We start from the raw sequence: 13,769 nt of genomic DNA on the forward strand, positions 1-13,769 counted from the left end.
CTTCAAGAGATCGGGAGGGATGCCGCGACCCGGCCCGAAGGCGCGGGCCGCGGCATCCGCTCAATCGCCCTTCACGTTGACGAGCTGGCGCAGCGTGTGGCGGATCGACACGAGGTCGGAGGCGTCCGCCATGACCCGATCGATCGGCTTGTACGCCTGCGGGATCTCGTCGATGAAGGCGTCGGTGTCGCGGAACTCGATCCCCGCCATCGCCTCGCGCAGCTGCGCGTGCGTGAAGGTCCGCCGGGCGGCCGACCGCGAGTACTCCCGGCCGGCACCGTGCGGCGACGAGTTCAGCGACATCGGGTTGCCGAGCCCCTCGACCACGTAGGACGCCGTGCCCATCGAACCGGGAATGAGACCGGGCCGGCCTGCGTCCGCCTGGATCGCCCCCTTCCGCGAGACCCACACCTGCTTTCCGAAGTGCTTCTCGGACTCGGTGAAGTTGTGGTGGCAGTTGATCCGCTCGTGCTCGACGACTGTCTCGCCCATCACCTCGGAGAGCTGCCGCGCGACGCGGTCCATCATCTCCTCGCGGTTGAGGAGCGCGAAGTGCTGCGCCCACCGGAGCTCTCGGATGTAGCGCGTGAACTCCGGGGTGCCCTCCACCAGGTATGCGAGGTCGGGGTCGGGGAGCGCGATCCACCACTGCTTCGCGAGCCGCTGCGCGACCGCGATGTGATGCGTCGCGATCTTGTTGCCGACGCCGCGCGAACCCGAGTGCAGGAACATCCACACGCGGTCGAGCTCGTCGACCGACACCTCGATGAAGTGGTTGCCCGAGCCGAGCGACCCGAGCTGCAGGCGCCAGTGCCCGGCGTACATCGACGGGTCGAACCCGGCCCTCTCGGCCAGGGCCTCGAGCTCGGCTACCCGGGGCTCGGCGGTCGCGACGACCTTGCGGTTGGCGTGACCCGCCGACAGCGGGACGGCGCGCTCGATCTGCTCGCGCAGCACGCCGAGGTCGCGCGCGACGAGCTGCTCGCGCGTGAACTGCGTGCGGACGGCGATCATGCCGCAGCCGATGTCGACGCCGACGGCGGCCGGCATGATCGCGCCGAGGGTCGGGATGACCGATCCGACGGTCGCGCCCTTGCCAAGGTGCGCATCCGGCATGAGGGCCAGGTGCGGGTGGATGAACGGCATGTTCGACGAGGTGCGGGCCTGCTCGACGGTCTTGTCGTCGAGCATGCTCGCCCACGAGAGCAGCCGGGTGGAGAGCCTCTCCATGGTTCCTTTCCTTCTGGAGGGTCCTGGCGGACCAGGGCGGCGGACTCACGGCCCGCCGCGCACCTCTGGAGAAGAGGAACGCCCCGGACCTGTGCGGTGCGGGGCGTGGAGAGCGGATGCTGCTACACGGCCTGCGCCGGAGGGGACGACTCGTGGCGGTCGCCGGGCTGCGTGCCCAGGACCGGCTCGACACGGAGTTCGCGCTGCGCGTTCATCCGTCGTCCTCTCGGCTCGCCTGTGGTTCCGTGCCGGCCGGCACGGACTCGCCAACATAGTGGAGTCGTTCCCGCCGGGTCAAGCGCGGCTCGCGGATGTCGGTGGCCCGGACGACACTGGGTCATGCCACGCGGCCGGGCGCGGCATCCCATCCCCCATCGTCGTTCTGGAGTCGTCATGCCGAGCCTCAATCCGTACCTCTCGTTCAAGAATCAGGCCCGCGAGGCGATGACGTTCTACCAGAGCGTCTTCGGCGGCGAGCTCGACATCTCGACCTTCGGCCAGTACGAGGGCATGGTGCAGGACCCGTCCGAGAACGACCTGGTGATGCACTCGCAGCTGTCGACGCCCGACGGCTTCGTGCTGATGGGGGCCGATACCCCCAGCGGCGTCGAGTACCGCGAACCCGCCGGCATCTCGGTGTCGGTCAGCGGCGACGACGAGGCCGCGCTGCAGGCCTACTGGAACGCTCTGACTGAGGGCGGGACCGTCGTCATGCCGTTCGAGACCCCGCCGTGGGGCGGTCGCTTCGGCATGCTCACCGACCGGTTCGGCATCGACTGGATGCTCGCGCTCAACGCCCCGCCGCAGTGAGCCGGGGCACGGTCCCGATCGTAGCGGCGCGCCCTAGGCTGTCGCCATGACCACACCTCGCAAGCGCTGGACCCGCGGTCACTCCGGGTGGGCATTCGGCACCGCCCTGATCTTCACCGTCGGCATCGTCTTCGGGCTGATCTGGGGCCAGCTTCTCGTGGGGCTGTTCCTCGCGCTCGCCGTCTCGATCGGCTGGCTGATCGCGTACGAGTCGTGGCGCGGCCGCAACGTCGGTCTCGAGAACCGCGACGACGACGGCGCGCAGCTGTAGCGGGGTCACGCCTACCGCTCCCGGCGTGCGCGTCGTATCGTGAGCGCCAGGAGGTGATCTGAATGCAAGCCAGCGTGGGCGACCGCGTGATCATCCACGGCCGCATCGTCGGTGCGGCCGAGCGCGCCGGCGAGGTCATCGAGGTGCGCGGTGACGGTGACACGCCATTGCTCGTCGTGCGGTTCGACGACGGGCACGAGGCGATCCTCTCACCCGGCAGCGACTGCGAGATCCGCCACGAGTCCTGAGAGGACGGCGATCGTCAGCCGAGCAGCTCCGGACGCGTCGGCTCCTTCCCGAGCACGTGCTCGGCGAGGAAGGCGAACACCGTCTCGTACCAGATGACGGCGTGCTGCGGCTTGAGGATCCAGTGGTTCTCGTCGGGGAAGTACAGGAACCGATGCGGCATGCGACCGTCGTCGTCGGCATGGTGCTCGGCGAGCTCCGACCACAGCCGCAGGCCCTCGCCGATCGGCACGCGATAGTCCTTGTCGCCGTGCACGACGAGCAGCGGTGTCCGGATGTCGCGCACAAACCGGTGCGGCGAGTTCTCGGCCATGGCCTCAGGCGTGAAGATCTCCTGCCAGTACACCGACATGTCGGTGGTGCCGGCGAACTGATCGAGCGCCCACAGGCTCGCGTGGGTCACGATCGCGCGGAAGCGGTCGGTATGCCCTGCGACCCAGTTCGCCATGTAGCCGCCGAACGACCCGCCCATCGCGGCGGTGCGCTCGGCGTCGATGTCGTCGCGCGCCTCGACCGCGTCGGTGATGGCGAGCAGGTCGGTGTACGGCGCCGCTCCCCACGCGTTCCACCCGCGGGCGATGAAGTCCAGGCCGTACCCGGTCGACAGCGCGGGGTCTGGCAGCAGCACGGCGTAGCCGCGCGCGACCGCGAGCAGTGGCGCCCAGCGCCAGCTCCAGGCGTTCCAACTGCTGAGCGGGCCGCCGTGGATCCACAGCAGCAGGGGCGCGGGGGCGTCGGCCGAGGCACCGTCGGGAAGCAGCAGCCAGCCGCGCACACGGACGCCGTCGTCGGCGGTCGTCTCGACCTCGACGATCGAGCCGGGGCCCTCGGGGGCCGCGGTGGGCGTCGCGAGCGGCGTGACCGCGCCGTCGCGCGCGATCCGCACCGGGTGCGGCGGTGTCACCCACGACGATCGCAGGGCGACGAGGTCGCCCGACGCGCGGTCGACCGACACGTGCGAGTAGGTGAAGTCGTCCGTGGTGAGCGCCTCTGCGGCGCCGCCGTCGAGCGGGATGCGGAACACCGGGCCGCGGCCCTCGTCGTCGGCGGTCGCGATGAGCGCCGCGTCGCCGGCGTCCCACGCGAGACTCGTCGCCCAGCGATCCCAGTCCGCGACGAGGCGGCGCGGACTCGAGCCGTCGACGCCGGCCAGCCACACCTCGGCGTCGGTGGGGCCCTCAGGGGTGGACTTGGCCGAGCGCAGGTACGCGACGGTCGATCCGTCGTGGCTGACGACCGGGCTGTCGAAGTCGACTCGCGCCTCGTCGAACAACACTGTCTGGACGCCGGTCTCGGTGTCGATCGACACCATGACGTACCGGCCGCCGCGCTGCTCGTGCCGCTGCATCGCCGCGATGAGCGTCGTGCCGTCTGGCGTGAGGGATGCACCGGCGATATCGGCGGATCGGCCCGGACGCGGGGTGAGATCGCGCGGCCGGGGCAGCGTCGCGGGGTACGGCTTCTCGTCGGAGTCGGCGGCCTTCGGGGATGCGGCCGCGGCGGCCGCGGCATCCGGCTTCTCCTCCGTCTCGGCGGCGGTGTCGGCCACCGCTGCGGCGATCGTGTCGGCGAGCGCGTCGGTGTCGAGGGCGAGCAGGTGCGGCTCGGCCGGCCCCAGGTCGTGGTCCCAGAATCGCACCGGATACGTCTCGTGCAGGATCGCCGAGACCTTCTTCTCCTTGCGGCGCGCCCGCAGGCGGGCCTCGGCCTCGAGCGTCTCGGCGCCGGGGAGCAGGGAAGCCGAGACCACGATGCGATCGGACGCCTCGGCGGTCGCAGCAATGGCGTCGACGCCGCCCGCGAGCCTCGTGACCGGGCGCGCCTCGCCGCCCGCGGCGGGCAGCAGCCACAGCTGGCCCGACTCGTCGTCGGCGTCGCCCTCGGCGTCGGGGCGGGCGGATACGAAGAGCAGGTCGCCGCTCGCTGTGAACGCCGCTCCGGCCTCTCCCTTCGCCGAGCGCGTCAGCCGGCGGGGCGTGCCCGAGCCGTCGGCGGGGACGCTCCACAGCGAGCGGTCGTAGCCGGTGCCGTCCTTCTTCAGCGCCGCCACCGTCAGCACGGCGGTGCGGCCGTCCGGGGAGAGCGCCACCGCTTCGGTCCGGGGAAGTGCGATGAAGTCGTCGAGGGAGTCGAAGGGGGTCGCCATCCGTCCACGCTAACCCGCGGGCGTGCGGACGTCAGCGCCAGAGGGTCAGCTTGTGAGGATTCCGCACGATGTAGACGCCGGTGACGCGGCCGACTGCGACCTCGAGCGTCATCACCGAATCGGCGCGCCCGTCGACCGTCACGAGGAACGCGAGCCCGTCGGCCGTCACCGTCGGCTCGACCTGCGCCTCGGGCAGCAGGTGCGGCAGGCCGAGCAGGAAACGGGCGACGCGGTCGGCACCGAGCACCGGGCGCCGTGCCGCCGAGACCAGGCCGCCGCCGTCGGCGCGCAGCACCACGTCGGGGTCCAGGAGTGCGACGAGTGCGGAGAGGTCTCCGGTCGTGGTGGCGTCGGCGAACGCCCGCGCGACCGCGTCGTGCTCCTCGCGCGTGGCCGCGCCGGCGCGACGCTCGCGGACGCGGCGCCGCGCCTGCGAGGCGAGCTGGCGCGCGGCATCCGGTGTCCGCCCCACCGCCTCGGCGATCTCGGCGAACGGCACGCCGAACACGTCGTGCAGCACGAACGCCACGCGCTCGGCCGGCGTGAGCGATTCGAGCACCACGAGCAGCGCCGTGGACACGGAGTCGTCCAGGGTCACGCGGTCGAGCGGGTCGAGCGGAGCGGATGCGGCGATCGCCGACTCCCCCGGCACAGGCTCGGGCAGCCATTCACCGACGTACGACTCGCGGCGCGCCCGCGCAGAGCCCAGCATGTCGAGGCACACCCGGCTCGCGACGCGCGTGAGCCAGGCACCGGGATTGCGGATCGCGGCGCGCTCCTCGCCGGTCATCCGGTACCAGCGCACGTACGTCTCCTGCACGGCGTCCTCGGCGTCGGCGACCGTGCCGAGCAGGCGATACGCGAGGCCGATCAGTCCCCGGCGCTCGCTCTCGAGCGCATCGACGTCTTCCATGTCGGTCTCCTCCCGCATCATCGACGACGCTGCGACCCCGGATGTGAGCCCGCACCTCACATTCTGGGGCCGCGCATCGTCGGAGTGACAGGAGCGCACACCGCGCCGAAGGGAGAGAACCTGATGAGAATTGCCGTCGCCGGAGGAACCGGCACCGTGGGAGGGCCGACCGTCGACGCCGTCCGGGCGGCCGGGCACGAGCCGGTCGTGCTCACACGCGGCGCCGGGGTCGACCTGATGAGCGGGAAGGGATTGGATGCCGCGCTCGACGGCGTCCACGCCGTGATCGACACCGCGAACGTCACGACGCTCTCGGCCGACGTCGCCACGGAGTTCTTCACGACGGCGACGGGGAACCTGATCGCGGCAGCAGGACGTGCGGGCGTCGGCCACCTGGTGCTGCTCTCGATTGTCGGCATCGACCGGATCCCGTACGACTACTACGCGGGCAAGGTCGCGCAGGAGGGAGTGGTCGAGGCATCCGCGGTTCCGTGGACGATCCTGCGGGCGACGCAGTTCCACGAGTTCGCCGGCCAGCTCTACAACCGGGCGAAGCTCGGCCCGCTCCACATCGCACCACGCGCCCGGGTGCAGCCGGTGGCCGCGGCCGAAGTGGGTGCGCGGCTCGCGGCGCTGGCCGCAGCCCGGCCGCAGGGCCGCGCGGACGACTTCGCCGGGCCGCGCGAGGAGCGGCTCGACGAGATGGTGCGCGCCTACGCGCGCCACCTCGGCAACCGCGGCTGGGTGCCGTCGATTAGCCTCCCCGGACCGCAGATGAAGGGTATGCGCGCCGGCGCCGCGCTGCCCCGGCCCGGCGCCGCGCTCGGCACCGAGACCTTCGCGTCGTGGCTGGCACGCCAACCCGGGAAGGCGTAAGCGCGCGGCTCCGCCGCAGGGGCGCGGGAATGCCGGGCCGGATCAGCGCGCCGGCGGGGGACCGCTGCTCTCGCGCACGACGAGCTCGGTGGGGATGAGCGTCGTCTGGGACGGGGCATCAGGATCGTCGATCTGCGCAAGCAGACGCTCCATCGCGATGCGGCCCACCTCGCGGAAGTTCTGGCGCACGGTCGTGAGCGGGGGCCAGAAGGCACGCGACTCGTCCATGTCGTCGAACCCGACCACGCTGACCTGATTCGGGATGTCGCGCCCGAGCTCGTGCAGCGCCTTCATGGCTCCGAGGGCCATCTGGTCGTTCGCAGCGAAGATCGCGGTGACGTCGTCGCGGCCGGCCAGCTCGAGGGCGGCGCGGTGGCCCGACTCGGTCGTCCAGTCGCCGTGGACGAGCGGCGGCGGGGTGATGCCCGCCTGCTCGAGCGTCGCCCGCCACGACTCGGCGCGGTGGCCCGCCGAGAACGACGAGGTCGGCCCCGCGATGTGCCAGACCTGCCGATGGCCGAGACCGAGCAGGTGCTCGGTCGCCTGGCGTGCACCGAGTGCCTGATCGGTGTCGACGACGGCGAAGCCCGAACCCGCGTTGGAATCGATGACGACGACGGGCAGTCCCGGCGGCAGCGTGATCTCCACGCGGTCGAGCAGACTCGCCTCGAAGATGATGATGATGCCGTCGACGGCCTGTTCGCTGAGCCGGCGGTACGCGCCCGACACAGCACCCATGGTGGGATCCGGCACGGGCATGAGCGTCACGGTGTAGTCCGCCGCGGCGGCCTCGGTGGCGATCGCGTCGAGGGTGCGCACATTGCCGAGCGTCTCGAGCGTGAACATGATCACGCCGATCGTGTGGAAGCGCCCGTACTTGAGGGCGCGAGCCGCGCCGTTCGGACGGTAGCCCACGGCGCGCATGGAGGACAGCACGCGCTCGCGCGTGGCGTCGTCGACGTTGGTGAGGCCGTTGGCCACGCGTGACACCGTCTGCGACGACACTCCCGCGTGACGTGCGACATCCGCCATCGACGCAGGTCGCCGCCGCGCGGCCTCGATGTGCCCGTTCCCCGTCATCTCTCCCCGATCCGTTTCCCCGTGTGCACCACAGTCTTGCATGGTTACGCAAACATGCTAGGCTCGCCCGCATCATGTTCGCGTAAACATGCCTGCAGGTCGACGAACGGACTTCGAGATGACGACGGCGTCAGCACCACCCACCGCACGCCCCCTTCCACGGCGGTCGTCCCGTGCGCGCCGCGACTGGCGCGGCTGGGCCTTCGTCGGCCCGTTCATGATCGTGTTCCTCGCGGTGCTCGTCGCACCGGTCGTCTACGCGCTGATCCTCACGCTCTTCCGCCAGCAGCTGGTCGGCGGCACCGCGTTCGTCGGCCTCGCCAACTACGCGCTGCTCTTCCAGGACCCGAAGTTCTGGGAGTCGCTCTTCCGGGTGACGCTCTTCCTGCTCATCCAGGTGCCGATCATGCTCGCGCTGTCGCTCGTCGCGGCGCTCGCGCTCGACAGTGCGCGGCTGCACGGGACCGGGTTCTTCCGCATCGCGATCTTCCTCCCCTATGCCGTCCCCGGCGTGGTGGCGGCGCTCATCTGGGGCTTCATCTACGGCAACCAGTTCGGCTTGACCGGCTCGCTCAACGACCTGCTCGGCGCCGAGATCCTCCGCCCGTTCAGCGCCGACTGGGTGCTCGCCTCGATCGGGAACATCGTCACGTGGGAGTTCATGGGCTACAACATGCTCATCTTCTACGCGGCGCTCAAGGTCGTGCCGACCGAGCTGTACGAGGCCGCTGAGATCGACGGCGCCGGGCAGTTCCGCATCATCTCGGGCATCAAGATCCCCGCGCTGCGCGGGTCGATCGTGATCGCGACGATCTTCTCGATCATCGGCAGCTTCCAGCTGTTCAACGAGCCCAACCTGCTGAAGAACCTGGCACCCAACGTGATCTCGAGCTACTTCACCCCCAACATGTACGCCTACAACCTGTCGTTCGCCGGCCAGCAGTTCAACTACTCGGCGACCGTCGCGATCGTCATGGGTGTGATCACGGCGACCATCGCCTACATCGTGCAGTTGCGCGGCTCCCGTCAGGAGGTGCGCTGACATGACCGCGACCGCCACCCTCACGGCTCCCCCGCAGCGCCGCTCGTCGACTCGACGGCCGAACTACGTACGTCGCTCGCCGTCGCGCCAGCGCAAGTCGATCGTCCTCACGATCGTCATGGCCGTGTTCGTCATCTACTCGATCGTGCCGCTCGTCTGGCTGCTCGTGAACGCCACGAAGGACCAGGGCGACCTGTTCTCCACCTTCGGGCTCTGGTTCGGCTCCGACTTCAACCTGTGGCAGAACATCGTCGACACGCTCACCTACCGCGACGGCATCTTCGTCCAGTGGTTCGGCAACACGCTCCTCTACGTGATCGTCGGCGCCGGCGGAGCGACGCTGCTCGCCACGGTCGCCGGCTACGGCATGGCGAAGTACAACTTCCCCGGGCGGCGCGCGGTCTTCGCGGTCGTGCTCGGTGCGATCGCCATCCCGGGCACGGCGCTCGCCGTGCCGACCTTCCTGATGTTCAGCCAGCTCGGTCTCACCAACACGCCGTGGGCGGTCATCCTGCCGTCGCTCATCAGCCCGTTCGGCCTGTACCTGATCTGGACGTACGCGGTCGACGCGGTGCCGACCGAGCTGCTCGAGGCGGCGCGCATGGACGGATCGGGCGAGTTCCGGACGTTCTTCACCATCTCGCTGCGTCTGCTCGCCCCGGGCATCGTGACCGTGCTGCTCTTCGCCGTCGTCGCCACCTGGAACAACTACTTCCTGCCGCTCATCATGCTGAGCGAGCCCACCTGGTACCCGCTCACCGTCGGCCTCAGCCAGTGGAGTGCGCAGGCCAGCGGCGTCGCCGCCCAGCCCATCTACAACCTGGTGATCACCGGCTCGCTGCTCACGATCGTGCCGATCGTCGTCGCCTTCCTCGTACTCCAGCGCTTCTGGCAGTCCGGCCTGAGCGCGGGAAGTGTCAAGCAGTGACCGGGAGCTCACCGCTCGAACCCGCATCCGCTCCCACGGGCCCACAGCCCACCCGCTCCACAAACGCACTGAACCAATGAAAGGAACACCGATGTCGACAATCACACGGTCTCGTCGCCTCCGCACGGTCGCGGTGGCCACAGCATCCGTCTTCGCCCTCGGCCTCACCCTCGCGGGCTGCGCCGGCGGCGGCGACGGCCCGGCCGCCGGCGGCAGCGCCGACGAGCTCGAGGCGGCGCTCGAAGAAGGCGGCGAGATCACGTACTGGTCGTGGACGCCCTCGGCCGAGGCGCAGGTCGCGGCGTTCGAAGAGGCCTACCCGAACGTGGACGTGAAGCTGGTCAACGCCGGCACCAACACCGAGGAGTACACGAAGCTCCAGAACGCGATCACCGCGGGCTCAGGTGCGCCCGACGTCGCCCAGGTCGAGTACTACGCCATCCCGCAGTTCGCGCTGTCGGATTCGCTCGTCGACCTCGCGCCCTACGGCTTCGGCGACCTCGAGGACCAGTACACCCCCGGCCCGTGGGGCGCGGTCACGGTGGGCGATGCCGTCTACGGCCTGCCGCAGGACTCGGGCCCGATGGCGATGTTCTACAACGCGACGGTCTTCGACGAGTTCGGCATCGAGGTGCCGACGACCTACGACGAGTACGTCGCGGCAGCCGAGAAGCTGCATGCGGCTGACCCGACGAAGTTCATCACGTCCGACACCGGCGACGCCGGCTTCACGACGAGCATGATCTGGCAGGCGGGCGGGCGCCCGTTCTCGGCCGACGGAACCAACGTGTCGATCGATCTGCAGGACGAGGGCTCGAAGAAGTGGGCCGACAGCTGGAACCGCCTCGTCGAGGGCGGCCTGCTCTCCGACACGCCCGGCTGGAGCGACGAGTGGTACCGCGCCCTCGGCGACGGCACGATCGCGACCCTGCTCACCGGCGCCTGGATGCCCGGCGTGCTGGAGTCGTCGGTCGCGGACGCCGCGGGCGACTGGCGCGTGGCTCCGATGCCGACCTACGACGGCACCCCGGTGACCGCGGAGAACGGCGGCGGCGGCCAGGTCGTGCTCAAGCAGAGCAAGAACCCGGCCCTCGCGGCGGCCTTCCTCAAGTGGCTCAACTCCGACCCGGCCTCGATCGAGGTCTTCCTCGCGTCGGGCGGCTTCCCCGCGACGACCGCCGAGCTCGAGTCGGACGAGTTCCTGAACGCCGAGTCGGAGTACTTCGGCGGCCAGAAGATCAACGAGGTGCTCGTGGATGCCGCGAAGAACGTGCCGAGCGGATGGCAGTACCTCCCCTACCAGGTGTACGCGAACAGCATCTTCGGCGACACCGTCGGCCAGTCCTACCTGAACTCCGGCGACCTCAACGAGGGTCTGCAGGCGTGGCAGGACCAGCTGGTCGACTACGGCAACCAGCAGGGCTTCACCGTCGAGTGACGCCTCGCGGAGGCGGCGGCCCTTGGGGACGCCGCCTCCGCTCCCCTGCCCTCCGGCGCACACCGCGCGGACGACACGAGAGAACGGTTCGATGAGCGAGTTCCGCATCGGCGACGACGACTTCCTGCTCGACGGGAAGCCGCTGCGCATCCTGGCCGGGGCGCTGCACTACTTCCGCGTGCACCCAGACCAGTGGCGGGATCGCATCCGCAAAGCCCGACAGATGGGCCTCAACACCATCGAGACGTACGTCGCCTGGAACGCCCACGCACCGCGCCCGGGCGAGTTCGACCTCACGGGCGGCCTCGATCTCGGCCGCTTCCTCGACGAGGTCGCTGCCGAGGGCATGCACGCGATCGTCCGGCCCGGCCCGTACATCTGCGCAGAGTGGACCAACGGCGGCCTGCCCGCCTGGCTCTTCGCCTCGGGGCCGGTGGGCGTGCGCCGCGACGAGCCGCAATACCTCGCCGCCGTCGAGGATTACCTGCGCCGGCTCGCGCCGGTGCTGGTCCCCCGGCAGATCGACCGTGGCGGACCGATCATCCTGGTGCAGATCGAGAACGAGTACGGCGCGTACGGCTCCGACCCCGTCTACCTCGAGAAGCTCGTCGATCTGAACCGCGCGATCGGCATCACCGTGCCGCTCACGACGGTCGACCAGCCCGAACCCGCGATGCTCGACCGCGGCAGCATCCCTGGCCTGCACAAGACCGCGTCGTTCGGCTCGCGGTCGGTCGAACGACTCGCCACGCTCCGCGAGCACCAGCCGACCGGACCGCTCATGTGCTCGGAGTTCTGGGACGGCTGGTTCGATCACTGGGGGGCGCACCACCACACGACGTCCGTCGCCGACTCGGCGAAGGACCTCGACGATCTCCTCGCCGCGGGCGCCTCGGTGAACATCTACATGTTCCACGGCGGCACCAACTTCGGCTTCACGAACGGCGCCAACGACAAGGGCGTCTTCCAGCCGATCGTGACGAGCTACGACTACGACGCCCCGCTCGACGAGGCAGGACACCCCACCGCGAAGTACTGGGCCTTCCGCGAGGTGCTGCGCCGCCACAACCCCGAGGCCGACGCAGCGGCGCCGGCCGAGGCATCCGCTGCCCCCGCTCTTCGCACCCGGCTCACCCGCACTGTGTCGCTCTCGGCTGTGGCCGACGTGCTCGGCGACTGGTCGACGCACGACGACGTCCCGACGATGGAGGTCCTCGGCCGCTACGAGGGCCTCGCGATGTACCGCACCGAGGTCGATGCGACCGGTCCTGCTGTCCTGGAGTTCGGCGAGGTGCGCGATCGGGCGCTCGTGTCCCTCGACGGCCGCCCGATCGGCGTTCTCGCCCGCGACCACCACGACCGCACGCTCGCCCTTCCGGCCGACGCGCGCGGCACGCTCGAGGTGGTGCTCGAAGACCAGGGCCGCGTCAACTACGGCCCGCGCATCGGCGAGCCGAAGGGCCTCATCGCTCCCGCTGTCCTCAACGGCCGCCCGCTCGGGCCATGGCGCGCGGCGGGGCTCGATCTCACCGACCTGACGGCGGTGAGGGATGCCGCATCCCCGATCGATCCGGCACTGCCGGCGATCCCGGGGGCGACGTTCGCCGTGGGGGCGTTCGAGCTCGATCAGCCCGCCGATCTGTACCTTGCGACGCGCGCGTGGGGCAAGGGCTCCGTCTGGATCAACGGGTTCCACCTCGGCCGCTACTGGTCGCGCGGACCGCAGCACACGCTCTATGTGCCCGCGGGGGCGCTGCGCGCGGGCACGAACGAGATCATCGTGCTCGAGCTGCAGTCCGGCTCCGCGGAGGTCGAGTTCGTGCCGTGGCCCGACCTGGGGCACACCGACTTCTGAGCGGGTCGCGGGCGCGGCATCCGCTCGGCCGGCGTGTGTGCTGGCGCTACATCTCTTCGTGGATCTCGGGATCGCCGTCCCACAGGCGACCGCGCTCGAGCGCCGAGATCGCCGCGACGTGATCGTCGGAGAGCGTGAATCCGAACACGTCGGCGTTCTCGCGCTGACGGTCCGGGTCGCTCGACTTGGGGATCGGCGTGCTGCCGAGCTGCACGTGCCACCGCAGCACGATCTGGGTGGGCGTGACGTCGTGGACGACGGCGAGCTCCTGAAGCAGCTGCTCGGTGAGCAGCTCGCTGCGGCGGGCCAGGGGGCTCCAGCTCTCGGTCCGGATGCCGTGCTCGGCGTGGAACGCGCGCAGCGCCGCCTGCGGGAAGTAGGGGTGCAGCTCGACCTGGTTCACAGCGGGCGTGACGCCGGTCGCGTCGATGAGCTCGGTCAGCATCGCCTCGGTGAAGTTCGACACCCCGATCGAGCGCACCAGGCCGCGCTCGCGGGCCTCGATCATGCCGCGCCAGGTGTCGACGTACCTGCCGACGCTCGGATTCGGCCAGTGGATGAGCTGCAGGTCGATGCGGTCGAGCCCGAGCAGTCCCAGCGAGCCCTGGATGCTGTCGATCGCCTGCTCGAACCCATGATGACGACCGGGGATCTTCGAGGTGACGATGAGCTCGTCGCGGGCGACCGGGCTGCGGCGCACCGCCTCGCCGACCTCGTGCTCATTCTCGTAGTTGACCGCCGTGTCGAGCAGCCGGTACCCGGCGCCGACAGCCTCGACCATCGCCTCGATCCCCTCCTCGCCGCGGAGGTTGTAGGTGCCGAGCCCGAGTTCGGGGAAGGCGGTGCCGTCGTTCAGGGTCACGCTGGGGATGGCGATCATGGATCCATCCTGCCGTGCTCCGGGCGCTGCGGGGCGGAGGTCGCTGCACCGGCT

General features: G+C 70.3%; 13 protein-coding genes. 8 read left to right on the forward strand and 5 right to left on the reverse strand.

Annotation, left to right across the window (positions count from 1 at the left end; translation table 11 throughout):
- Positions 1 to 60: 60 nt before the first annotated feature.
- Positions 61 to 1,230, reverse strand: a complete 1,170-nt coding sequence (locus MK786_RS10225) for an RtcB family protein (protein WP_241112131.1) — start codon at positions 1,228 to 1,230, stop codon at positions 61 to 63.
- 393 nt (positions 1,231 to 1,623) lie between these two features.
- Here MK786_RS10225 and MK786_RS10230 point away from each other — a divergent pair, with 393 nt between their 5' ends.
- The 3 genes from MK786_RS10230 (at position 1,624) to MK786_RS10240 (ending at position 2,559) form a co-directional block, all read left to right on the forward strand.
- Positions 1,624 to 2,040, forward strand: coding sequence for a VOC family protein (locus MK786_RS10230; RefSeq protein WP_241112132.1), 417 nt, complete (start codon positions 1,624 to 1,626; stop codon positions 2,038 to 2,040).
- 46 nt (positions 2,041 to 2,086) lie between these two features.
- On the forward strand, positions 2,087 to 2,311 hold the full coding sequence (locus tag MK786_RS10235) for a hypothetical protein (RefSeq protein WP_241112133.1): 225 nt from the start codon (positions 2,087 to 2,089) through the stop codon (positions 2,309 to 2,311).
- Between the two features lie 62 nt (positions 2,312 to 2,373).
- The gene (locus tag MK786_RS10240; protein ID WP_241112134.1) at positions 2,374 to 2,559 is read left to right on the forward strand and encodes a DUF1918 domain-containing protein; all 186 of its coding nucleotides are present in this window, start codon (positions 2,374 to 2,376) and stop codon (positions 2,557 to 2,559) included.
- 14 nt (positions 2,560 to 2,573) lie between these two features.
- Here the strand turns inward: MK786_RS10240 and MK786_RS10245 are convergent, their stop codons facing one another.
- Both MK786_RS10245 and sigJ read right to left on the reverse strand, forming a co-directional pair.
- Positions 2,574 to 4,703, reverse strand: a complete 2,130-nt coding sequence (locus MK786_RS10245) for an alpha/beta fold hydrolase (protein ID WP_241112135.1) — start codon at positions 4,701 to 4,703, stop codon at positions 2,574 to 2,576.
- Positions 4,704 to 4,734: 31 nt separating this feature from the next.
- A complete protein-coding gene (sigJ, locus tag MK786_RS10250; protein WP_241112136.1) occupies positions 4,735 to 5,616 on the reverse strand; it encodes an RNA polymerase sigma factor SigJ in 882 nt (293 codons plus the stop codon).
- 123 nt (positions 5,617 to 5,739) lie between these two features.
- On the opposite strand from sigJ, the gene MK786_RS10255 reads away from it, so the two are divergent.
- Positions 5,740 to 6,492, forward strand: a complete 753-nt coding sequence (locus tag MK786_RS10255) for an SDR family oxidoreductase (protein ID WP_241112137.1) — start codon at positions 5,740 to 5,742, stop codon at positions 6,490 to 6,492.
- 42 nt (positions 6,493 to 6,534) lie between these two features.
- On the opposite strand, the gene MK786_RS10260 is transcribed toward MK786_RS10255, so the two are convergent.
- The gene (locus MK786_RS10260) at positions 6,535 to 7,572 is read right to left on the reverse strand and encodes a LacI family DNA-binding transcriptional regulator (RefSeq protein WP_241112138.1); all 1,038 of its coding nucleotides are present in this window, start codon (positions 7,570 to 7,572) and stop codon (positions 6,535 to 6,537) included.
- A 118-nt stretch (positions 7,573 to 7,690) separates the two neighbouring features.
- Between MK786_RS10260 and MK786_RS10265 the strand changes: the two genes are divergently transcribed.
- The 4 genes from MK786_RS10265 to MK786_RS10280 all read left to right on the forward strand — a co-directional run bounded on the left by MK786_RS10265 (position 7,691) and on the right by MK786_RS10280 (position 12,835).
- Positions 7,691 to 8,614 carry a carbohydrate ABC transporter permease gene (locus MK786_RS10265; protein WP_241112139.1) on the forward strand — a complete coding sequence of 308 codons (924 nt, stop codon included), beginning with the start codon at positions 7,691 to 7,693 and terminating at the stop codon, positions 8,612 to 8,614.
- 1 nt (position 8,615) lies between these two features.
- Positions 8,616 to 9,542: a carbohydrate ABC transporter permease gene (locus MK786_RS10270; RefSeq protein ID WP_374200465.1), complete on the forward strand. Its 927-nt coding sequence runs from the start codon at positions 8,616 to 8,618 to the stop codon at positions 9,540 to 9,542.
- 91 nt (positions 9,543 to 9,633) lie between these two features.
- Positions 9,634 to 10,980, forward strand: a complete 1,347-nt coding sequence (locus MK786_RS10275) for a sugar ABC transporter substrate-binding protein (protein ID WP_241112140.1) — start codon at positions 9,634 to 9,636, stop codon at positions 10,978 to 10,980.
- 91 nt (positions 10,981 to 11,071) lie between these two features.
- A complete protein-coding gene (locus MK786_RS10280; RefSeq protein ID WP_241112141.1) occupies positions 11,072 to 12,835 on the forward strand; it encodes a beta-galactosidase in 1,764 nt (587 codons plus the stop codon).
- Between the two features lie 46 nt (positions 12,836 to 12,881).
- On the opposite strand, the gene MK786_RS10285 is transcribed toward MK786_RS10280, so the two are convergent.
- Positions 12,882 to 13,715, reverse strand: a complete 834-nt coding sequence (locus MK786_RS10285) for an aldo/keto reductase (RefSeq protein WP_241112142.1) — start codon at positions 13,713 to 13,715, stop codon at positions 12,882 to 12,884.
- Positions 13,716 to 13,769 lie beyond the last annotated feature (54 nt).

Origin of the sequence: Microbacterium sp. CFH 31415, assembly GCF_022538185.1 — a bacterium.
Classification (GTDB): Bacteria; Actinomycetota; Actinomycetes; order Actinomycetales; family Microbacteriaceae; genus Microbacterium.

Coding starts and splice junctions, on each gene's coding strand:
- MK786_RS10245 (WP_241112135.1), bottom strand. CDS start 4,703: ATGGCGACCCCCTTCGACTCCCTCGACGACTTCATCGCACTTCCCCGG.
- sigJ (WP_241112136.1), bottom strand. CDS start 5,616: ATGGAAGACGTCGATGCGCTCGAGAGCGAGCGCCGGGGACTGATCGGC.
- MK786_RS10280 (WP_241112141.1), top strand. CDS start 11,072: ATGAGCGAGTTCCGCATCGGCGACGACGACTTCCTGCTCGACGGGAAG.
- MK786_RS10285 (WP_241112142.1), bottom strand. CDS start 13,715: ATGATCGCCATCCCCAGCGTGACCCTGAACGACGGCACCGCCTTCCCC.
- MK786_RS10265 (WP_241112139.1), top strand. CDS start 7,691: ATGACGACGGCGTCAGCACCACCCACCGCACGCCCCCTTCCACGGCGG.
- MK786_RS10260 (WP_241112138.1), bottom strand. CDS start 7,572: ATGACGGGGAACGGGCACATCGAGGCCGCGCGGCGGCGACCTGCGTCG.
- MK786_RS10225 (WP_241112131.1), bottom strand. CDS start 1,230: ATGGAGAGGCTCTCCACCCGGCTGCTCTCGTGGGCGAGCATGCTCGAC.
- MK786_RS10255 (WP_241112137.1), top strand. CDS start 5,740: ATGAGAATTGCCGTCGCCGGAGGAACCGGCACCGTGGGAGGGCCGACC.
- MK786_RS10270 (WP_374200465.1), top strand. CDS start 8,616: ATGACCGCGACCGCCACCCTCACGGCTCCCCCGCAGCGCCGCTCGTCG.
- MK786_RS10240 (WP_241112134.1), top strand. CDS start 2,374: ATGCAAGCCAGCGTGGGCGACCGCGTGATCATCCACGGCCGCATCGTC.
- MK786_RS10230 (WP_241112132.1), top strand. CDS start 1,624: ATGCCGAGCCTCAATCCGTACCTCTCGTTCAAGAATCAGGCCCGCGAG.
- MK786_RS10275 (WP_241112140.1), top strand. CDS start 9,634: ATGTCGACAATCACACGGTCTCGTCGCCTCCGCACGGTCGCGGTGGCC.
- MK786_RS10235 (WP_241112133.1), top strand. CDS start 2,087: ATGACCACACCTCGCAAGCGCTGGACCCGCGGTCACTCCGGGTGGGCA.